The 20,630-nt window shown below is 70.7% G+C and carries 19 protein-coding genes; 18 read left to right on the top strand and 1 reads right to left on the bottom strand.

The window, feature by feature from the left end:
- Nucleotides 1–12 precede the first annotated feature (12 nt).
- The 6 genes from ACIA8D_RS24340 to ACIA8D_RS24315 all read left to right on the top strand — a co-directional run bounded on the left by ACIA8D_RS24340 (nt 13) and on the right by ACIA8D_RS24315 (nt 6,550).
- On the top strand, nt 13–888 hold the full coding sequence (locus ACIA8D_RS24340) for a Pro-rich N-terminal domain-containing protein (protein WP_399235379.1): 876 nt from the start codon (nt 13–15) through the stop codon (nt 886–888).
- A gap of 328 nt (nt 889–1,216) precedes the next feature.
- A complete protein-coding gene (locus ACIA8D_RS24335; RefSeq protein WP_399235377.1) occupies nt 1,217–2,332 on the top strand; it encodes an aminopeptidase P family protein in 1,116 nt (371 codons plus the stop codon).
- A 61-nt stretch (nt 2,333–2,393) separates the two neighbouring features.
- The gene (efp, locus tag ACIA8D_RS24330) at nt 2,394–2,960 is read left to right on the top strand and encodes an elongation factor P (RefSeq protein WP_385763064.1); all 567 of its coding nucleotides are present in this window, start codon (nt 2,394–2,396) and stop codon (nt 2,958–2,960) included.
- 2 nt (nt 2,961–2,962) lie between these two features.
- On the top strand, nt 2,963–3,397 hold the full coding sequence (gene nusB, locus ACIA8D_RS24325) for a transcription antitermination factor NusB (protein ID WP_399235375.1): 435 nt from the start codon (nt 2,963–2,965) through the stop codon (nt 3,395–3,397).
- 193 nt (nt 3,398–3,590) lie between these two features.
- The gene (locus tag ACIA8D_RS24320) at nt 3,591–5,039 is read left to right on the top strand and encodes an MFS transporter (protein WP_399235373.1); all 1,449 of its coding nucleotides are present in this window, start codon (nt 3,591–3,593) and stop codon (nt 5,037–5,039) included.
- A complete protein-coding gene (locus tag ACIA8D_RS24315) occupies nt 5,036–6,550 on the top strand; it encodes an aminotransferase class V-fold PLP-dependent enzyme (protein WP_399235371.1) in 1,515 nt (504 codons plus the stop codon). Before ACIA8D_RS24320 ends, ACIA8D_RS24315 begins: the two co-directional genes overlap by 4 nt.
- Nucleotides 6,551–6,793: 243 nt before the next feature.
- On the opposite strand, the gene bldD is transcribed toward ACIA8D_RS24315, so the two are convergent.
- Nucleotides 6,794–7,294, bottom strand: coding sequence for a transcriptional regulator BldD (bldD, locus tag ACIA8D_RS24310; RefSeq protein WP_266721805.1), 501 nt, complete (start codon nt 7,292–7,294; stop codon nt 6,794–6,796).
- 242 nt (nt 7,295–7,536) lie between these two features.
- On the opposite strand from bldD, the gene pyrR reads away from it, so the two are divergent.
- The 12 genes from pyrR to coaBC all read left to right on the top strand — a co-directional run bounded on the left by pyrR (nt 7,537) and on the right by coaBC (nt 20,436).
- A complete protein-coding gene (pyrR, locus tag ACIA8D_RS24305) occupies nt 7,537–8,109 on the top strand; it encodes a bifunctional pyr operon transcriptional regulator/uracil phosphoribosyltransferase PyrR (protein WP_399235368.1) in 573 nt (190 codons plus the stop codon).
- A 103-nt stretch (nt 8,110–8,212) separates the two neighbouring features.
- On the top strand, nt 8,213–9,193 hold the full coding sequence (locus tag ACIA8D_RS24300) for an aspartate carbamoyltransferase catalytic subunit (protein WP_399235367.1): 981 nt from the start codon (nt 8,213–8,215) through the stop codon (nt 9,191–9,193).
- Nucleotides 9,194–9,195: 2 nt separating this feature from the next.
- Nucleotides 9,196–10,485 carry a dihydroorotase gene (locus tag ACIA8D_RS24295; RefSeq protein ID WP_399235365.1) on the top strand — a complete coding sequence of 430 codons (1,290 nt, stop codon included), beginning with the start codon at nt 9,196–9,198 and terminating at the stop codon, nt 10,483–10,485.
- Complete coding sequence (locus ACIA8D_RS24290) at nt 10,482–11,063, top strand: hypothetical protein (RefSeq protein ID WP_399235363.1); 582 nt, start codon at nt 10,482–10,484, stop codon at nt 11,061–11,063. The genes ACIA8D_RS24295 and ACIA8D_RS24290 overlap by 4 nt, the downstream gene beginning before the upstream one ends.
- On the top strand, nt 11,060–12,202 hold the full coding sequence (gene carA / locus ACIA8D_RS24285) for a glutamine-hydrolyzing carbamoyl-phosphate synthase small subunit (protein WP_399235362.1): 1,143 nt from the start codon (nt 11,060–11,062) through the stop codon (nt 12,200–12,202). The genes ACIA8D_RS24290 and carA overlap by 4 nt, the downstream gene beginning before the upstream one ends.
- A complete protein-coding gene (carB, locus tag ACIA8D_RS24280) occupies nt 12,195–15,503 on the top strand; it encodes a carbamoyl-phosphate synthase large subunit (protein WP_399235360.1) in 3,309 nt (1,102 codons plus the stop codon). The genes carA and carB overlap by 8 nt, the downstream gene beginning before the upstream one ends.
- 91 nt (nt 15,504–15,594) lie before the next feature.
- Nucleotides 15,595–16,701, top strand: a complete 1,107-nt coding sequence (locus ACIA8D_RS24275) for a quinone-dependent dihydroorotate dehydrogenase (protein ID WP_399235357.1) — start codon at nt 15,595–15,597, stop codon at nt 16,699–16,701.
- Nucleotides 16,698–17,543 (top strand): orotidine-5'-phosphate decarboxylase, encoded by an 846-nt coding sequence (pyrF, locus tag ACIA8D_RS24270; protein WP_399235356.1) that lies wholly within the window; start codon nt 16,698–16,700, stop codon nt 17,541–17,543. Before ACIA8D_RS24275 ends, pyrF begins: the two co-directional genes overlap by 4 nt.
- 301 nt (nt 17,544–17,844) lie before the next feature.
- Entirely contained in the window at nt 17,845–18,168 is a 324-nt protein-coding gene (locus tag ACIA8D_RS24265) for an integration host factor (protein WP_026246651.1), read from the top strand.
- Nucleotides 18,169–18,240: 72 nt separating this feature from the next.
- Nucleotides 18,241–18,798 (top strand): guanylate kinase, encoded by a 558-nt coding sequence (gmk, locus tag ACIA8D_RS24260; protein ID WP_399235355.1) that lies wholly within the window; start codon nt 18,241–18,243, stop codon nt 18,796–18,798.
- Nucleotides 18,799–18,824: 26 nt separating this feature from the next.
- Entirely contained in the window at nt 18,825–19,097 is a 273-nt protein-coding gene (rpoZ, locus tag ACIA8D_RS24255; RefSeq protein WP_385763087.1) for a DNA-directed RNA polymerase subunit omega, read from the top strand.
- Nucleotides 19,098–19,164: 67 nt separating this feature from the next.
- On the top strand, nt 19,165–20,436 hold the full coding sequence (coaBC, locus tag ACIA8D_RS24250) for a bifunctional phosphopantothenoylcysteine decarboxylase/phosphopantothenate--cysteine ligase CoaBC (protein WP_399235352.1): 1,272 nt from the start codon (nt 19,165–19,167) through the stop codon (nt 20,434–20,436).
- The last annotated feature ends 194 nt before the right edge of the window (nt 20,437–20,630 follow it).

The following is a 20,630-nucleotide window of genomic DNA, read 5'->3' as shown; positions in this document are numbered from 1 at the left end:
GAGTGGCACCGGATGCAGCACGCAGGGGGGTCTCCGCTGCCGCCGCCCCATCGGCCGGGGCAGGCGCCGTCCGGCCCCTTGCCGCAGGCGAGCCACGCGCCTCAGCCGCCGCCAGGCATGCCGGGCTTCAGCGGAGCGCCGCCGCACCACCCGCCCGCCCAGCCGCCGCACATCCAGGCGCCGCAGGCCCCGTCCTCGCCGCCACCGCCGCAGGCCTCGCATCCGCAGCAGCAGCCGCCGCGCGAGACCACCGGCCATGTGCAACTCCCGACCGGCGCGCCTGTCGCCGTGCCGAGCCCGCCGCCCGCGCAGGCGCCCGCCGACTCCACCTCGACCACGCTCGCCGTGCTGCTCATCGGCCCCGCCGGCGCGGGCAAGACGAGCGTCGCCAAGCACTGGGCGGAGAGCCGGCGCGTCCCGACGGCCCACATCAGCCTCGACGACGTACGGGAGTGGGTGCGCTCGGGCTTCGCCGACCCGCAGAGCGGCTGGAACGACAACAGCGAGGCGCAGTACCGACTGGCCCGCCGCACCTGCGGTTTCGCCGCGCGGAACTTCTTGGCGAATGGGATCTCCTGCATCCTCGACGACGCGGTGTTCCCGGACCGGCCGGTGGTCGGCCTGGGCGGCTGGAAGCGGCACGTGGGGCCCGGCCTTCTTCCGGTCGTCCTCCTCCCCGGCCTGGAGATCGTCCTGGAGCGCAACTCCCGGCGCAGCGGCAACCGCCGCCTCACCGACGAGGAGGTCGCGCGCATCCACGGCCGCATGGCGGGCTGGTACGGCTCGGGCCTCCCGATCATCGACAACTCCCAACTGGATGTCCCCGGCACGGCGCAGGTCCTGGACGAGGTCCTGGCCAGGGCGATCACCAGCCCTCCGCAGTGGTGACGGTGTGCGGCGTGCCCGGGTGGGTTGGTTGCGGCGGATGAGGGTGTGCGGCGCTCGTGCCGTGCCGGTTGCCTCCGACTGACCAGTGCCTGCGGCGCCCGGGGCCGGTTCCTTCGGCCCAGCTCCCAACCACCTGCCCCCGCCTTGGGCGGCAGGGTGGGCAAGGCGGAACCCCGGTGCCGCGGGACGGTGACGAGGGCTCTGGCCCCGTGGAAGCCCCGCACTCTGCTGCCGCGCAGCTGTCAAAAACCCCACCCGCCCCCCGGAGGGGACCCGTCCGGACGCGCTCGCGCGGCCCCGTGGCCCACCCGCTCGTACGCTCGGCGACATGGCAGAGGTGCACGCGGCCCGACGGGACCGGCTCAGAGAGCGCGCGACGGCGGGTGGCAGCGCGGCCACCCTCGTCTCGCGGCCCGCCAACGTCCGCTACCTGGCAGGAGCGGCACCGAACGGCGCCGCCCTCCTGCTGGGCCGGGACCCCGGCGACGACGACCTCCTGCTGTGCGCGCGAGCGCCCGGCGACGAACCGGCTGAGGGCCGCCTCGACGAGGCACTGCGCGTACAGGTCCTCGACGTCCCCGCCGGCGACCCGGCCGTCGCCGCCGCGGACGTGGCCGCATCCCGCGGCGCGGACTCGCTCGCCGTCGAGGAGCACCACCTGACCGTGGCCCGGCACCGGGCGCTCGGCTCCGTGGCGCCCGGCCTCCGCCTGCTGGACCTCAACAGCGGCGTCGAGCAGCTCCGTCTCGTCAAGGACGAGGAGGAGATCTCCTGCCTGCGGATCGCGGCGGAGATCGCCGACCAGGCGCTCGGCGAGCTGCTCGAGTCCATCCTGGTCGGCCGCACGGAGCGGCACCTCGCCCTCGAACTGGAACGTCGACTTGTCGACCATGGCGCCGACGGCGCCGCGTTCCCCACCTCCGTGGGCACGGGCCCGAACTCCGGACGCGTGGCCCACCGCCCCAGCGACCGCCGCGTCGAGGAGGGCGACTTCCTCTCCGTGTGCCTGGGCGCGACGTACCGCGGCTACCGCTGCGAGATCGGCCGTACGTTCGTCATCGGGACCTCGCCCGCGGACTGGCAGATCGAGCTGTACGAACTCGTCTTCGCCGCCCAGCGGGCCGGACGCGAGAGCCTGGCGCCGGGCGTCGAGTGCCGCGAAGTGGACCGGGCCGCCCGTCACGTACTGGACGCGGCAGGGTATGGTGACGGGCTTGCGCCGCTGACCGGACACGGGGTGGGACTCGAAATCGACGAGGACCCGCAGTTGGCCCCCGCAGCCATGGGTAAACTGGACACTTGTGTGCCGGTCACCGTCGAGCCGGGGGTCCACCTCCCGGGTCGGGGCGGCGTCCGGATCGATGACACGCTCGTCGTCCGCCCCGAGGCGGACGGCGGACCCGAGCTACTCACCATCACGACCAAGGAGCTGCTCGCGCTCTAGCCCGCAAAGGCTGCTCGCGTGCCCCTGGGTCGTCCACGTCAGTCCAGGAGATTCCGCAACCGTGGCTTCCACGAACGACCTCAAGAACGGCCTGGTGCTCAAGCTCGACGGGGGCCAGCTCTGGTCCGTCGTCGAGTTCCAGCACGTCAAGCCCGGCAAGGGCCCTGCCTTCGTGCGCACCAAGCTCAAGAACGTGCTCTCCGGCAAGGTCGTCGACAAGACGTTCAACGCCGGCGTCAAGGTCGACACGGCCACCATTGACAAGCGCGACATGCAGTTCTCGTACATGGACGGGGACTACTTCGTGTTCATGGACATGCAGACGTACGACCAGCTGCACGTCGACCGCAAGGCTGTCGGTGACGCCGCCAACTTCCTGATCGAGGGCTTCGAGGCCACGGTCGCCCAGCACGAGGGCGAGGTGCTCTTCGTCGAGCTGCCGGCCGCCGTCGAGCTGGTCATCAAGGAGACCGAGCCGGGCGTCCAGGGCGACCGCTCCACCGGCGGCACCAAGCCCGCCATCCTGGAGACGGGCCACCAGATCCAGGTCCCGCTCTTCGTCACCCAGGGCGAGAAGATCAAGGTCGACACCCGCTCCAGCGACTACCTCGGCCGGGTGAACAGCTAACCGTGGCTGCCCGTAATACGGCCCGCAAGCGCGCCTTTCAGATCCTCTTCGAGGCAGACCAGCGCGGCGCCGACGTCCTGACGGTCCTCGCGGACTGGATCCGGCACTCCCGCAGTGACACGCGGCAGCCCCCGGTCAGCGAGTACACGATGGAGCTGGTCGAGGGGTACGCGAAGCACGCGTCCCGGATCGACGAGCTCATCTCGCAGTACGCCGTCGGGTGGACCCTGGACCGGATGCCGGTCGTCGACCGCAACATCGTGCGGCTCGGCGCCTATGAGCTGGTCTGGGTCGACGGGACCCCGGACGCCGTGGTGCTCGACGAGGCCGTTTCGCTGGCCAAGGAGTTCTCCACCGACGAGTCCCCGGCGTTCATCAACGGACTGTTGGGTCGCTTCAAGGACCTGAAGTCGACCCTGCGTCGCGACGAGGCCTGAGCCCCGCCGCCGAGCGCAGCACCGTTCCACGGGCCCGGAGCAGAACATGAACAATGTTCTGCTCCGGGCCTGGTGCGTTTCCGGGGATCTTCATTAGGTTCTGGTCATGTCACCGACAGGCCCAGCGCCGGGTCCATCACCAGGTCCATCACCAGGTCCATCGACAGGCCCGCCGGCCGGCCTCCCCGCGCGCGTGCGCATCGGATACGGACTCGGCTCCCTCGCCACCGGCACCTTCGGCACGGTCCCCGGCCTGTTGCTGCTCTACTACCTGACCGACGTGCTCGGCGTCGGAGCGGGCCTCGCCGGGCTCCTCGTCTTCCTGCCCAAGGCGTGGGACGTGCTGTTCAACCCGTGGGTCGGCGGCCGCTCCGACCGCAGCACCCGCTCGCGCCTGGGGCCGCGCCGCTCCTGGATGCTGCTCGGCGCGCTCACCCTGCCGGTCTGCTTCGCGGGCATGTTCGCGGCGCCCGCGGGACTCGACGGCGGGCCCGCCGCCGCGTACGTGGCCGCCCTGTTCCTGCTCAGCGCCTCCGCGTACGCCTGCTTCCAGGTCCCGTACGTCGCGCTGCCCGCGGAGCTCACGGGCGACCCGGACGAGCGGGCCCGCGTCATGGCCTGGCGCGTCGCCTTCCTCGCCGTGGCCATCCTGCTGTCCGGCTCCGTCGCCCCGGTCCTCGCGGGCGCCACCGGCGACGACCGGGGGAGCGCGGGCGGATACCGGCTCATGGGCATGGTGATCGGCGGGCTGCTCGCCGTGGGGATGCTGGCCGCCGTGCTCGCCACGGCCGGAACGGGCGGCGTCATACGTAGTACGCGGGACGTCATACGTACAACGCCCGGCGACACATCCGCACCACTGGACGTCATACGTACAACGGGCGACGCCGGCCTGCGCGCGCAGCTCCGCGCCGCCCGGGGCAACGCGCCCTTCGGATGGCTGTTCGGCGCGTACGTCGTGCAGGCCGCCGCGTCCGGGCTGATGCTCGCCGGCACCCAGTACTTCGCGACGTACATCCTCGACCGTCCGAGCGCCACCACCGTGCTGTTCGCCTGCCTCATCGTGCCGTCGCTCCTCGCCATGCCCCTGTGGCTGGCCGTGGGCCGCCGAACGGGCAAGCGGAACGCGGCACTCGGGGCCTCCGTGTGTTTCCTGCTGGGGGCGCTCGGCGCCGCCGCGGGACGCGAACTGCCGACGACGGCGGTCTACGTGGCCGTCGCCGTGGCGGGCATCGGGTACGCGGGCGTGCAGATGCTGCCGCTCGCGATGCTCGGCGACGCGATCGCCGCCGACACCTACACCAGCGGGCGCCGCAGGGCCGGAGTCTTCACCGGCCTGTGGACCGCGGGCGAGACGCTCGGCCTCGCTCTTGGCCCCGGCCTGTTCGGCCTGGTCCTCGCCGTCGGCGGGTTCGTCTCGTCCGATGCCACCGACCGCGTCGCGCAGCCCGGATCGGCGCTGACCGCGATCGTCGTCGGCTTCGGCGCGCTGCCCGCCCTGCTGCTCGCGCTGAGCCTTCCGCTGCTGGCCAGGTACCGCCTCACCGAGTCCGAACTGATCCGCCTGCGCGCCGACTTCGACGAGTCCCTCGCGTCCGGCGAGCCCCACGAGCCCACCCAGCGAGACGAGGAGTCCGCATGACGACCGACGACCCTATCCTGGCCCGGCTGACCGCACTGCGCGCGGGCGACCTGCCGGTGCACGGCGGCCGCACGATGGCGTACGTCTACGACTCCGGGCTCGACGGCCTCGACGAACTGGCGAACGCCGCGCAGGCCGCCTTCGCCGGGGTCAACGGGCTCGACATGACCGCCTTCCCGAGCGTCGTGGAGCTGGAGAACGATCTGGTGCGCCGGGCCACCGCGCTGCTCGGCGGCAGCGCGGGCACGTTCACCAGCGGCGGCACCGAGAGCTGCCTGCTCGCCGTCCTGACCGCTCGTCAGTACGCCCGCAAGGAGCGCGGGGTGACCGAGCCCGAACTGGTGCTCCCCGAGACCGCACATGCCGCCTTCCACAAGGCCGCCGAGCTCTTCGGCCTGCGCGTGGTGAGCGTCCCCGTCGACCCGGACACCTTCAAGGCACGCCCGGCGGACATGGCGGCGGCGATCAGTGACCGCACCGCCCTGGTCGTCGTCTCCGCCCCCTCGTACGCGCACGGAGTCATCGACCCGGTCGCCGAGGTGGCGCGGGAGGCGGAGCGGCGCGGGGTGCTGTGCCACGTCGACGCTTGCATCGGCGGCTGGTACCTCGGACATCTGCGGCTCGCGGCGCGGCAGGAGCCGGAGCAAGAGCAGGACCAGGAGCAGGACCAGGAGCAGGACCAGGAGCAGGACCAAGAGCAGGACCAGGAGCAGGACGTACCGGACATCCCGGAGTTCGACCTGTCCGTCCCTGGCGTGACGTCCCTCTCCGTCGACCTGCACAAATACGCGTACACGGCGAAGGGGGCCTCGCTGCTCCTGTTCCGGGACGCGGGGCTGCGCCGCCACGGCTGGTTCGCGCACGCCGCCTGGCCCGGCTATCCCGTCGTCAACTCCACGCTCCAGGGCACCAAGTCGGCCGGACCCCTCGCCGCGGCCTGGGCGGTGACGGAGCGCGTCGGCGCCGAAGGTTACGCGGTGCTGTCGACGCGCGTACACCGCACGACCCGTACGCTCGCCGACGGTGTCGAACGGATCGACGGTCTGCGACTCGCCGCGCGGCCCGAAGCGTCCTTGATCGCGGTGGCCTCCGACGACCCGGACATCGATGTGTTCGTGGTGGCGGACGAGGTGCGGGGGAGCGGCTGGTATCTGCAGCCGCAGCCGGCGTTCGGCGCGTCACCGGCAACCCTGCATCTGACAGTGACCGCGGCCGTGGCGCAAGAGGAGACCGCGCGGCTGCTCCTCGCCGAGCTGGCAAAGGCGGTCGAACGGGCGCGTGAGCTGGGGCCCGTTCGGGTGGATCCCGAGGTCGTCGCGGCCGCGGCCACGCTGGACCCGGACGCGCTGACCTCGGAGGAGGTCGAGATCGCGCTCGCGCTCGCCGGGGTCGGGGAGGGCGGCCGGCTGCCGGAGCGGATGGCACCCGTGCTCGCGGTCCTCCAGGCCCTGCCGCCGAGGCTGAGCGCCTGCCTGCTGCCCGAGGTGATCGGACGCCTGTTCCGCACGTGAGGGGAAAGCCGGGCCGGCCGGGCATTTTCAGCCCCGCTCTTGGACGGGTGCCGGCGGGGTCCGGGCATTTTCAGCCCCACCGGCGTTTGAGGCGGGGGGCCGGGGCGGAGCCCCGCGGCCGGGCGCCGGTGTCCCGGACCCGAGACACCGAGGGCACGGACCAGGGCCGGAAACCCCTGAGGGGGCGGAGCCCAATCGCTCCGCCCCCTCAGGGCTGTGACGTTTCTGCTGCGTGTGGCCGGATCAGACGTCGTCGTGCGCCACCGCGCGACGCGCGTCCGCGTCGAGCACGCCCCAGCTGATCAGCTGCTCGGTCAGGACCGAGGGCGACTGGTCGTAGATGACGGCAAGGGTGCGCAGGTCGTCCTGACGGATCGAGAGCACCTTGCCGTTGTAGTCACCGCGCTGCGACTGGATCGTGGCGGCGTAACGCTGCAGCGGGCCCGCCTTCTCCGGCGGCACGTGGGCCAGACGCTCCAGGTCGAGGCGCAGCTTCGGCGGCGGCTCGGCGGCGCCACCCGGGGTGGTGCCCGGCAGCAGTTCCTGCACCGGCACGCCGTAGAAGTCCGCCAGTTCGGCGAGGCGCTGCACGGTCACGGCACGGTCGCCGCGCTCGTACGACCCCACCACGACCGCCTTCCAGCGTCCCTGGGACTTCTCCTCGACACCGTGGAGGGAAAGGCCCTGCTGGGTACGGATCGCGCGGAGCTTGGCCCCGAGCTGTTTGGCGTATTCGCTGGACATATAGCTCCCCGGACACTGCATCACTAAGCGGCTGCGCCGCGTGGCTGTAACTCACTGTGAGGTTACGCAGCGTTACTTGGCCGCGTCAAGCCGAATGGTCCGTACCGACCTTCTCGTGAATTCGGCCGTCCCGCACCTCCAGGCGGGTGATCAGCGATGTTCCGGGGCTGGTAGTGTTGACACCGCAAATTCGACGTCCTTTAAGGTCCGTCCCGTGAGGCGGAGAAGGGGGTCCGTTTCGTATGGACACGCAGCAGTCCGATGCCCGGCCGGTTCTCGAAGGCCCTGACATCGCGCGGGTACTGACCCGCATCGCCCACGAGATCGTCGAGCGCGCCAAGGGCGCCGAGGACGTGGTTCTCCTGGGGATTCCCACGCGAGGCGTCTTCCTCGCCCGCCGGCTGGCCGAGAAGCTCGAAGAGATCACCGGCCGCACCATCCCCGTCGGCTCGCTCGACATCACGATGTACCGCGACGACCTGCGCATGCACCCGCCGCGCGCGCTCGCCCGCACCGAGATCCCCGGTGACGGCATCGACGGCCGCCTCGTCGTCCTCGTCGACGACGTGCTCTTCTCCGGCCGCACCATCCGCGCCGCCCTCGACGCCCTGAACGACATCGGGCGCCCGCGTGCCGTGCAGCTCGCCGTCCTCGTCGACCGCGGCCACCGCGAACTCCCCATCCGTGCCGACTACGTCGGCAAAAACCTCCCCACGTCGCTGCGGGAGACGGTCAAGGTCCAGCTCGCCGAGGAGGACGGCCGCGACGCCGTGCTGCTCGGTGCCAAGCCGGACGCCCAGGCGGCCGAGCAGTAGCACCCCTTCTCGTCGTGCGCGTGTACGCGCACGACCTCAAAAGGTGTGCCCTCGCGCGTCCGTATGTCCCGAATCTCCTGAACTGCCTTACGGAGCACCCCAGATGATGCGACACCTCATCTCGGCCGCCGACCTCTCCCGCGACGACGCCGTGCTCATCCTCGACACCGCCGAGGAGATGGCCCGCGTCGCCGACCGGCCCATCAAGAAGCTGCCCGCGCTGCGCGGCCGGACCATCTGCAACCTGTTCTTCGAGGACTCCACGCGTACCCGGATCTCGTTCGAGGCCGCCGAGAAGCGGCTGTCCGCCGACGTCATCAACTTCGCGGCCAAGGGGTCGAGCGTCTCGAAGGGCGAGTCCCTCAAGGACACCGCCCAGACGCTGGAGGCCATGGGCGTCGACGCCGTGGTCATCCGGCACGGCGCGTCCGGCGCCCCGTACCGGCTCGCCACCTCCGGCTGGATCGACGCCCCGGTCATCAACGCCGGTGACGGCACCCACCAGCACCCCACGCAGGCGCTGCTCGACGCCTTCACGATGCGCCGCCGCCTCGTCGGCCCCGACGCAGGCATCGGCAAGGGCCTGGACGGCAAGCGCGTCACGATCGTCGGCGATGTGCTGCACAGCCGCGTCGCGCGTTCGAACGTCGACCTGCTGCACACACTCGGCGCCGAGGTCACCGTCGTCGCGCCGCCCACCCTGGTGCCGGTCGGCGTCGAGGCCTGGCCCTGCGAGGTCTCGTACGACCTCGACTCCACGCTCACCAAGACCGACGCCGTGATGATGCTGCGCGTCCAGCGTGAGCGCATGAACGCCGCGTTCTTCCCGACGGAGCGCGAGTACAGCCGCCGCTACGGCCTCGACGGCGACCGCATGGCGAAGATGCCCGAGCACTCCATCGTGATGCACCCCGGCCCGATGGTCCGCGGCATGGAGATCACCGCCGAGGTCGCCGACTCCGACCGCTGCACGGTCATCGAGCAGGTCGCCAACGGCGTGCACACGCGGATGGCCGTTCTGTACCTGCTTCTCGGCGGCAACGAGCCCGCCGTGTCCCACTCTCGTACCGAGGAGACGAAGTAACCATGAGCAAGACCCTGATCCGTGGTGCGAAGGTGCTGGGCGGCGAGCCGCAGGACGTCCTGATCGACGGCGGCGTGATCGCCGAGGTCGGGACCGGGATCTCGAGCGACGGTGTCGACACCGTCGTCGAGGCCGGGGGCAAGGTCCTCCTGCCGGGCCTCGTCGACCTGCACACCCACCTGCGCGAGCCCGGCCGCGAGGACTCCGAGACCGTCCTCACCGGCACGCGCGCCGCCGCCTCCGGTGGCTACACGAACGTGTTCGCCATGGCCAACACCTTCCCGGTCGCCGACACCGCCGGCGTCGTCGAGCAGGTCTACCGGCTCGGCCAGGAGCACGGCTACTGCGACGTGCAGCCCATCGGCGCCGTCACCGTCGGCCTGGAGGGCGGCAAGCTCGCCGAGCTCGGCGCCATGCACGAGTCCGCCGCAGGCGTCACCGTCTTCTCCGACGACGGTAAGTGCGTGCACGACGCCGTGATCATGCGCCGCGCCCTGGAGTACGTGAAGGCCTTCGGCGGCGTCGTCGCGCAACACGCCCAGGAGCCCCGCCTCACCGAGGACGCCCAGATGAACGAGGGCACCGTCTCCGCCGAGCTCGGCCTCGGCGGCTGGCCCGCCGTCGCCGAGGAGTCGATCATCGCCCGCGACGTGCTGCTCGCCGAGCACGTCGGCTCCCGCGTGCACATCTGCCACCTGTCGACCGCCGGCTCCGTCGAGATCGTCCGCTGGGCCAAGTCCCGCGGTATCGACGTCACCGCCGAGGTCACCCCGCACCACCTGCTCCTCACCGACGAGATGGTGCGCTCGTACAACCCGGTCTACAAGGTCAACCCGCCGCTCCGCACGGAGAGGGACGTGATGGCCCTGCGCGAGGCGCTGGCCGACGGCACGATCGACATCGTCGCCACCGACCACGCCCCGCACCCGCACGAGGACAAGGACTGCGAGTGGGCCGCCGCCGCCATGGGCATGGTCGGCCTGGAGACCGCGCTCAGTGTGGTGCAGGCCACGATGGTCGAGACGGGCCTGCTGAGCTGGGCCGGAGTCGCCGACCGGATGTCCGTGAAGCCCGCCGAGATCGGGCAGGCCCACGGCCATGGACGTCCCGTCTCGGCAGGTGAGCCCGCGAACCTGGTTCTCGTCGACGCCGACTACCGTGGTGACGTGGACCCCGCGGGCTTCGCCTCCCGCAGCCGCAACACCCCGTACGAGGGCCGCGAGCTGCCGGGGCGCGTCACCCACACCTGGCTGCGGGGCAAGGCCACCCTCGCCGACGGGAAGCTCGCGTGACACCTCTGCAACCAATCGCCGTCCTCGCCGCCGAACAGAAGTCGGCCGAGGTCACCGACTGGCCGAACCGCATCGGCTGGATCGTCGGTCTGCTGCTCTTCATCGCGCTCGTCTACTGGCTGATGCGTCAGGGCTGGAAGTGGCGCGGCACCCTGCAGGGCGACCTGCCGGAGCTGCCCAGCGCGCCGTCCGAGCAGGGCCCGGTGAAACTGGAGACGACCGGCCGGTACCACGGCTCCACCAGCGCCGGGCAGTGGCTCGACCGCATCGTGGCGCACGGACTCGGCACCCGCAGCCGCGTCGAGCTGACGCTCACCGACCACGGTCTGGACGTCGTGCGCCCCGGGGCGCAGGACTTCTTCATCCCGGCGGACGCGGTGCGCGAGGCCCGGCTCGACAAGGGCATCGCCGGCAAGGTCCTCACGGAGGGCGGCCTGCTCATCGTCACCTGGGCGCACGGCGACAAGCTGATCGACTCCGGCTTCCGCGCCGACCACGCGGCAGAGCAGGCCGAGTGGGTCAGCACCATCAACAACATGATCGACACGAAGATCACGACGGAAGGCACCGCACGATGACCACCTCCACCAGGGGAACCGCGAAGGTTCCCGCCGTACTCGTCCTTGAGGACGGCCGGGTGTTCCGCGGCCGCGCCTACGGGGCCGTGGGGGAGACCTTCGGCGAGGCCGTGTTCTCCACCGGCATGACCGGCTACCAGGAGACCCTCACCGACCCGTCGTACGACCGCCAGATCGTGGTCGCGACCGCCCCGCAGATCGGCAACACGGGCTGGAACGACGAGGACGACGAGTCGAAGCGCATCTGGGTCTCCGGCTACGTCGTGCGCGACCCCGCGCGCGTACCGTCCAACTGGCGCGCCAAGCGCAGCCTGGACGACGAGCTGGTCGCGCAGGACATCGTCGGCATCTCCGGCATCGACACCCGCGCCCTCACCCGCCACCTGCGCGAGAGCGGCTCCATGCGCTCCGGCATCTTCTCCGGCGAGACGCTCCCGGCCGACGCCGAACTCGTCTCCCGCGTACAGGCGCAGCCCGCGATGAAGGGCCTCAGCCTGTACGAGGAGGTCGCCACGAAGGAGGCGTACGTCGTCCCGGCGATCGGCGAGAAGAAGTTCACCGTCGCCGCCGTCGACCTCGGCATCAAGGGCATGACCCCGCACCGCATGGCCGAGCGCGGCATCGAGGTGCACGTCCTGCCGGCCACCGCGACGCCCGAGGACGTGTACGCCGTGAACCCCGACGGCGTGTTCTTCTCCAACGGCCCGGGCGACCCGGCCACCGCCGAGGGCCCGGTCGCACTGATGACCGCCGTCCTGGAGCGCAGGACGCCGCTGTTCGGCATCTGCTTCGGCAACCAGATCCTCGGCCGCGCCCTCGGCTTCGGCACCTTCAAGCTGAAGTACGGCCACCGCGGCATCAACCAGCCGGTGCAGGACCGCACCACCGGCAAGGTCGAGGTCACCGCCCACAACCACGGCTTCGCCGTGGACGCGCCGCTGGACAAGGTGAGCGACACCAAGTTCGGCCGCGCCGAGGTCTCCCACGTGTGCCTCAACGACAACGTCGTGGAGGGGCTCCAGCTGCTCGACCAGCCGGGCTTCTCCGTCCAGTACCACCCCGAAGCGGCGGCCGGTCCGCACGACGCCGCGTACCTCTTCGACCGCTTCGTGTCCCTGATGGAGTCCGCCCGTGCCTAAGCGCAACGACCTGAAGTCCGTACTCGTCATCGGCTCGGGCCCGATCGTCATCGGCCAGGCCGCGGAGTTCGACTACTCCGGCACCCAGGCCTGCCGGGTGCTGAAGAAGGAGGGCCTGCGGGTCATCCTCGTCAACTCCAACCCGGCGACGATCATGACCGACCCGGAGATCGCCGACGCCACGTACGTCGAGCCGATCACCCCCGAGTTCGTCGAGAAGATCATCGCCAAGGAGCGCCCCGACGCGCTCCTGCCCACCCTCGGCGGCCAGACCGCGCTCAACACCGCGATCTCCATGCACGACCAGGGCGTCCTCGAGAAGTACGGCGTCGAGCTGATCGGCGCCAATGTCGAGGCGATCAACAAGGGCGAGGACCGCGACCTCTTCAAGGAGGTCGTGGAGGAGGTCAAGCGGAAGATCGGGCACGGCGAGTCCGCCCGCTCGTACATCTGCCACTCCATGGACGACGTCATGAAGGGCGTCGAGGAGCTCGGCGGCTACCCCGTCGTCGTCCGCCCCTCCTTCACCATGGGCGGCGCCGGGTCCGGCTTCGCGCACGACGAGGAGGAGCTGCGCCGCATCGCCGGTCAGGGCCTCACGCTCTCCCCGACCACCGAGGTGCTCCTGGAGGAGTCCATCCTCGGCTGGAAGGAGTACGAGCTGGAGCTGATGCGCGACAAGAACGACAACGTCGTGGTCGTCTGCTCCATCGAGAACTTCGACCCGATGGGCGTGCACACCGGTGACTCGATCACCGTCGCCCCGTCGATGACGCTGACCGACCGCGAGTACCAGCGGCTGCGCGACATCGGCATCGCGATCATCCGCGAGGTCGGCGTCGACACCGGCGGCTGCAACATCCAGTTCGCGATCAACCCCGAAGACGGCCGCGTCATCGTCATCGAGATGAACCCGCGCGTCTCGCGGTCCTCGGCCCTCGCGTCCAAGGCCACCGGCTTCCCGATCGCGAAGATCGCCGCCAAGCTGGCCGTCGGCTACACGCTGGACGAGATCCCGAACGACATCACCGAGAAGACGCCGGCCTCCTTCGAGCCGACGCTCGACTACGTGGTCGTGAAGGCCCCGCGCTTCGCCTTCGAGAAGTTCCCGAGCGCCGACTCCACGCTGACCACGACCATGAAGTCGGTCGGCGAGGCCATGGCCATCGGCCGCAACTTCACCGAGGCGTTCCAGAAGGCGCTGCGCTCGCTGGAGAAGGCGGGCTCGCAGTTCTCCTTCGTCGGCGAGACCGGCGACAAGAAGGCGCTCCTGGAGGCCGCGGTCCGCCCGACGGACGGCCGCATCAACACCGTCATGGAAGCGATCCGCGCCGGTGCCACGCCCGAGGAGGTCTTCGACTACACGAAGATCGACCCGTGGTTCGTCGACCAGCTCTTCCTCATCAAGGAGGTCGCCGACGAGCTCGCCGCGGCCCCCGAGCTGACGAAGGACCTGATCGCCGAGGCCAAGCGGCACGGCTTCTCCGACCGCCAGATCGCCGAGATCCGCGGCCTGCGCCAGGACGTCGTGCGCGAGGTCAGGCACGCCCTGGGCGTCCGCCCGGTCTACAAGACGGTCGACACCTGCGCCGCCGAGTTCGCCGCCAAGACGCCGTACTTCTACTCCTCGTACGACGAGGAGTCCGAGGTAGCGCCGCGCGAGAAGCCCGCCGTGATCATCCTCGGCTCGGGCCCGAACCGCATCGGCCAGGGCATCGAGTTCGACTACTCCTGCGTCCACGCCTCCTTCGCGCTCAGCGACGCCGGCTACGAGACCGTGATGGTCAACTGCAACCCGGAGACGGTCTCCACGGACTACGACACGTCCGACCGCCTCTACTTCGAGCCGCTGACCCTCGAGGACGTCCTGGAGATCGTCCACGCGGAGCAGCAGGCCGGTCCGGTCGCGGGCGTCATCGTGCAGCTCGGCGGCCAGACCCCGCTGGGCCTGGCGCAGGCGCTCAAGGACAACGGCGTGCCCATCGTCGGCACCTCGCCGGAGGCCATCGACGCCGCCGAGGACCGCGGCGAGTTCGGCCGCGTGCTCGCCGAGGCCGGCCTTCCGGCCCCGAAGCACGGCACCGCCACCACGTTCGCGGAGGCGAAGACCATCGCCGACGAGATCGGCTACCCGGTCCTCGTCCGCCCGTCGTACGTGCTCGGCGGCCGCGGCATGGAGATCGTGTACGACGAGGAGCGCCTCTCCTCGTACATCGAGGAGTCGACGGAGATCAGCCCGTCCCGTCCGGTCCTCGTCGACCGCTTCCTGGACGACGCGATCGAGATCGACGTGGACGCCCTGTACGACGGCGAGGAGCTCTACCTCGGCGGCGTCATGGAGCACATCGAGGAGGCCGGCATCCACTCCGGCGACTCGGCGTGCGCCCTGCCCCCGATCACGCTCGGCGGCCACGACATCAAGCGCCTGCGCGCCTCGACCGAGGGCATCGCCAAGGGCGTCGGCGTGCGCGGACTGATCAACATCCAGTTCGCCCTGTCCGGGGACATCCTCTACGTCCTGGAGGCCAACCCCCGCGCGTCCCGCACGGTCCCCTTCACCTCGAAGGCGACCGCGGTGCCGCTCGCGAAGGCCGCCGCCCGCATCTCGCTGGGCGCCACCGTCGCCGAGCTGCGCGCCGAGGGCCTGCTCCCGGCGACCGGCGACGGCGGCACGCTGCCGATGGACGCGCCGATCTCCGTCAAGGAGGCCGTCATGCCGTGGTCGCGCTTCCGCGACATCCACGGTCGCGGCGTCGACACGGTCCTCGGCCCGGAGATGCGCTCCACCGGCGAGGTCATGGGCATCGACTCCGTCTTCGGCACGGCGTACGCCAAGTCGCAGGCGGGCGCGTACGGCCCGCTGCCCACCAAGGGCCGCGCGTTCATCTCCGTCGCCAACCGCGACAAGCGCTCGATGATCTTCCCGGCGCGCGAGCTGGTCGCCCACGGCTTCGAGCTCCTCGCCACCTCCGGCACGGCCGAGGTCCTCAAGCGCAACGGCATCAACGCCACGGTCGTGCGCAAGCAGTCCGAGGGCGAGGGCCCGAACGGCGAGAAGACGATCGTCCAGCTGATCCACGACGGTGACGTCGACCTGATCGTCAACACCCCGTACGGCACCGGCGGCCGCCTCGACGGCTACGACATCCGTACGGCGGCGGTCTCCCGCTCCGTGCCGTGCCTGACCACGGTCCAGGCGCTCGCCGCGGCCGTCCAGGGCATCGAGGCGCTGGGCCACGGCGACGTGGGCGTGCGCTCCCTGCAGGAGCACGCGGAGCACCTGACCGCGGCCCGCGACTAAGGATCCAGTAGCAGCCCAGGAGGGGGACACCACACCGGTGTCCCCCTCTTCATGAGGCCACCGCCTCATGAGGACCTATAGGACTTCAGGCATGTACAAGCTGTTCTTCAACCTCGTCTTCAAGCGCATGGACCCCGAGAAGGCCCACTACCTGGCCTTCCGCTGGATCCGCCTGGCGGCCCGCACACCCGTTCTGCGCACCTTCGTAGCCGCGTATCTCGCGCCGCGCTACAAGGAGCTGCGTACCGAAGCCCTGGGCCTGCGGATGCACGGCCCCTTCGGCCTCGCCGCCGGCTTCGACAAGAACGCCATCGCGATCGACGGCATGTCGATGCTCGGCTTCGACCACGTCGAGATCGGCACCGTGACGGGGGAGGCCCAGCCGGGCAACCCCAAGAAGCGCCTCTTCCGCCTCGTGCAGGACCGCGCGCTCATCAACCGCATGGGCTTCAACAATGAGGGCTCGCTCGCCGTGGCGGCCCGCCTGGCCTCCCGCAACCCGGTCTTCAGGACCACGGTCGGCGTCAACATCGGCAAGACCAAGGTCGTGCCGGAGGCCGACGCCGCGGCCGACTACGTGAAGTCGACCGAGCGGCTCGCCGCGTTCGCCGACTACCTCGTCGTGAACGTCTCCTCGCCGAACACGCCCGGCCTGCGCAACCTCCAGGCCACGGAGTCGCTGCGGCCGCTCCTGAGCGCCGTGCGCGAGGCGGCCGACCGCACCGTCACGTCGCGCCGTGTCCCGCTCCTGGTGAAGATCGCGCCCGACCTCGCCGACGAGGACGTCGACGCGGTCGCCGACCTGGCCGTGGAGCTCGGCCTCGACGGCATCATCGCCACGAACACGACGATCACCCGCGAGGGCCTCGCCACCAAGGGCGACGTCGTGAACGAGACCGGCGGCCTTTCCGGCGCACCCCTCAAGGAGCGCTCCCTGGAGGTGCTCAGCCGCCTCTACGCGCGCGTGGGCGACCGGATCACCCTCGTCGGTGTCGGCGGCATCGAGAACGCCGAGGACGCCTGGCAGCGCATCCTCGCCGGTGCCACCCTCATCCAGGGCTACTCCGCCTTCATCTACGAAGGCCCTTGCTACGCCCGCGCGATCCACAAGGGCCTCGCCGCCCGCCTGCGCGACTCCCCGTACGCCACGCTCGCCGACGCGATCGGCGCCGACGTGAGGAAGAAGGCCTCCGCATGACCTCGATGGAACCCTTCGGCGCCCGCCTGCGCCGCGTCATGGACGAGCGCGGCCCGCTCTGCGTCGGTATCGACCCGCACGCCGCCCTGCTGTCCTCCTGGGGCCTGAACGACGACATCGCGGGCCTGGAGGCATTCACGCGCGCGTGCGTCGAGGCGCTGGCCGACACGGTCGCCGTGGTCAAGCCGCAGATGGCGTTCTTCGAGCGCTTCGGCTCGCGCGGCGTCGCCGTCCTGGAGCGGGCCGTGGCGGACCTGCGTGCCGCCGGGACGCTCGTCGTCATGGACGCCAAGCGCGGCGACATCGGCTCCACCATGGCCGCGTACGCGGAGACCTTCCTGCGCAAGGACTCCCCGCTGTTCTCGGACGCCCTGACCGTCTCGCCGTACCTGGGCTACGGGTCCCTGCGGCCGGCCGCCGACCTGGCCCGCGAGTCCGGGGCCGGCCTCTTCGTCCTTGCGCTCACCTCGAACCCCGAGGGCGGCGAGGTGCAGCACGCGGTGCGCGCCGACGGCCGCAACGTAGGGGCGACGATGCTCGGGCACCTCGCCGAGGAGAACGCGGGGGAGGCCCCCATGGGCTCCTTCGGGGCCGTGGTCGGCGCGACGCTCGGCGATCTGTCCTCCTACGAGCTGGACATCAACGGCCCGCTCCTCGCCCCCGGCATCGGGGCGCAGGGTGCCACGGCGGCCGATCTTCCCGCGGTCTTCGGCTCGGCCGTCCACAACGTCGTACCGAGTGTGAGCCGTGGTGTCCTCAAGGCGGGACCGTCGGTCGCCGCCCTTCGGGACGCCTCCGTGCGGTTCGCGGACGAGGTGCGCGAGGCCGTCGCGGGGGCCTGACGAGGGGGTCGGATCGGGGGTCGGCGCGAGGTTTAAGGGTGGCACTCCGTGCCGACCTTGGGTTTTGCGTCCGAAACCTGTCCAGATTCTTGGTCGATTTGTCCCAAATGTACGGCTCGGCAGAGGCTGACCAGGACTTTTCGTCTGTTCTCGCTGACTCTGGCGGCCATGCCCGCTAGTCTCCGTCGAGAGTCAACGGTCAACTGCACGCCAGCGGGTTGTTCGTTGCTCCCCAGGTGTGGGGCGACTAGGTTCCTCACCGGTCCGTATCCGACAGTTCGACATCCGAGGTGACGTAGGCGTGGCTCTTCCGCCCCTTACCCCTGAACAGCGCGCAGCCGCGCTCGAAAAGGCCGCCGCGGCTCGCCGGGAGCGGGCCGAGGTCAAGAATCGACTCAAGCACTCCGGCGCCTCCCTCCACGAGGTCATCAAGCAGGGCCAGGAGAACGACGTCATCGGCAAGATGAAGGTCTCCGCCCTCCTCGAGTCCCTGCCGGGCGTGGGCAAGGTCCGCGCCAAGCAGATCATGGAGCGGCTCGGGATCTCCGAATCCCGCCGGGTGCGCGGTCTCGGTTCCAACCAGATCGCCTCCCTGGAGCGCGAGTTCGGCAGCACCGGCGCCTGAGTGGCCGTGGCCGCCCCGGGCTGATTCCCGGAGCTGGTCCGGGCACTCCGGAACAACTGGAATAATCGCTGCATGAGTGAACGTCCGCGGCTGACCGTGCTCTCCGGCCCCTCGGGGGTCGGCAAGAGCACGGTTGTCGCCCATATGCGCAAGGAACACCCCGAGGTCTGGCTCTCGGTGTCGGCCACGACCCGCAAGCCGCGCCCCGGCGAGCAGCACGGTGTCCAGTACTTCTTCGTCACCGACGAGGAAATGGACAAGCTGATCGCCAACGGTGAGCTCCTCGAGTGGGCCGAGTTCGCGGGGAACCGCTACGGCACCCCGCGCCGGGCCGTGCTCGACCGCCTGGAGGCGGGGGAGCCGGTGCTGCTCGAGATCGACCTCCAGGGTGCCCGCCTGGTCCGGGAGTCGATGCCCGAGGCGCAGCTGGTCTTTCTGGCCCCTCCGAGCTGGGAGGAGCTGGTCCGCCGGCTCACCGGGCGCGGTACGGAGGCGCCGGAGGTCATCGAGCGCCGTCTCGGGGCCGCCAAGGTGGAGCTCGCCGCCGAGTCGGAGTTCGACACCACGCTTGTCAATACCTCCGTCGAGGGCGTGGCCCGTGAGCTGCTAGCCTTGATGAAAGTTCTTTGATCTTTAACCCCATCGGAAGGCAGAGAGTGTCCTCTACCATCACCGCGCCCGAGGGCATCATCAACCCGCCGATTGATGAGCTCCTCGAGGCCACCGACTCGAAGTACAGCCTGGTCATCTACGCCGCCAAGCGCGCGCGTCAGATCAACGCGTACTACTCGCAGCTCGGTGAGGGCCTGCTCGAGTACGTCGGCCCGCTGGTGGACACGCACGTCCACGAGAAGCCGCTCTCGATCGCCCTTCGTGAGATCAACGCGGGTCTGCTGACGTCCGAGGCCATCGAGGGCCCGGTCCAGTAACGCTCGTGTAGTTCGTAGGTTCGGTACTTCAGGCCCGGCAGCGCAGCTGTCGGGCCTGTGGTGTGTCATGGAGTCGTACGTCTTTTCGTTCGTACGTGTTCGAGTCAGGGGAGAGCCGGTGTCGTCGAAGCCGAAGGTCGTTCTGGGGGTCAGCGGCGGAATCGCCGCCTACAAGGCGTGTGAGCTGCTGCGTCGACTGACGGAGTCCGGCCACGACGTGCGCGTCGTGCCGACCGACTCGGCGCTGCACTTCGTCGGCGCCGCGACCTGGTCGGCGCTCTCCGGCAACCCGGTCTCGACGGAGGTCTGGGACGCGGTCCACGAGGTGCCGCACGTGCGCATCGGCCAGCACGCGGATCTGGTGATCGTCGCTCCCGCCACCGCCGACATGCTCGCCAAGGCGGCCCACGGCCTCGCCGACGACCTCCTCACGAACACGCTCCTCACCGCCCGATGTCCGGTCGTCTTCGCCCCCGCGATGCACACCGAGATGTGGGAGCACCCGGCCACCCAGGAGAACGTCGCCACGCTGCGCCGCCGCGGCGCCCTCGTCATCGAGCCGGCCGTCGGCCGCCTCACCGGCGTCGACACCGGCAAGGGCCGCTTCCCGGACCCGACGGAGATCTTCGAGTACGCGCGCCGGGTGCTCGTCCGCGGCGACGCCGAGCAGGACCTCGCCGGCCGTCACGTCGTCGTATCGGCCGGCGGCACCCGCGAGCCCCTCGACCCGGTCCGCTTCCTCGGCAACCGCTCCTCCGGAAAGCAGGGCTACGCGCTCGCCCGCACGGCGGCGGCGCGCGGCGCCCGCGTCACCTTGCTCTCCGCGAACGCCGACCTGCCGGACCCCGCGGGCGTCGACGTCGTCCACGTGGGGACGGCCGTACAACTGCGCGAGGCGGCCCTCAGGGCGGCCGCCGACGCCGACGCGGTCGTCATGGCCGCCGCCGTCGCCGACTTCCGCCCCGAGGCGTACGCCACCGGGAAGATCAAGAAGAGGGACGGCGAGGAGCCCGCGCCGATCGCCCTCGTCCGCAACCCCGACATCCTCGCCGAGCTGTCCGCCGACCGCGCCCGCCCGGGCCAGGTCGTCGTCGGTTTCGCCGCGGAGACCGACGACGTCCTCGCCAACGGCCGCGCCAAGCTCGCCCGCAAGGGCTGTGACCTGCTCGTCGTCAACGAGGTGGGGGAGCGCAAGACCTTCGGCTCCGAGGAGAACGAGGCCGTGATCCTGGGCGCCGACGGGCATGAGACACCGGTCCCGTACGGCCCGAAGGAAGCACTCGCCGACCGCATCTGGGACGAGACGGCGCGGCGGCTCACGCCCGCGGCGGCGGGCTGAACCTTGGCCGAACACGCGCGGAACCTCACCGGTACGTGAAATTCACATCCGACGCGTTTGGCGCAGGGAAACCCGGAAAACACGCCATTTTCGGGCGAGCAGTACCCTTCCGAAGAGCGATCGTCGTATCGCAGAATGCGGTGTCGCAGGTCACAGGGCTCCCATTGGGCGAGACACGTGGACCGGCCGGCGAG

The sequence above is a fragment of the Streptomyces sp. NPDC051684 genome (assembly GCF_044453445.1).
In the GTDB taxonomy this organism is placed as follows: Bacteria; Actinomycetota; Actinomycetes; order Streptomycetales; family Streptomycetaceae; genus Streptomyces.
The sequence above is the reverse complement of the archived record's forward strand: the minus strand, read 5'-3'. Positions and strand labels throughout refer to the sequence as shown.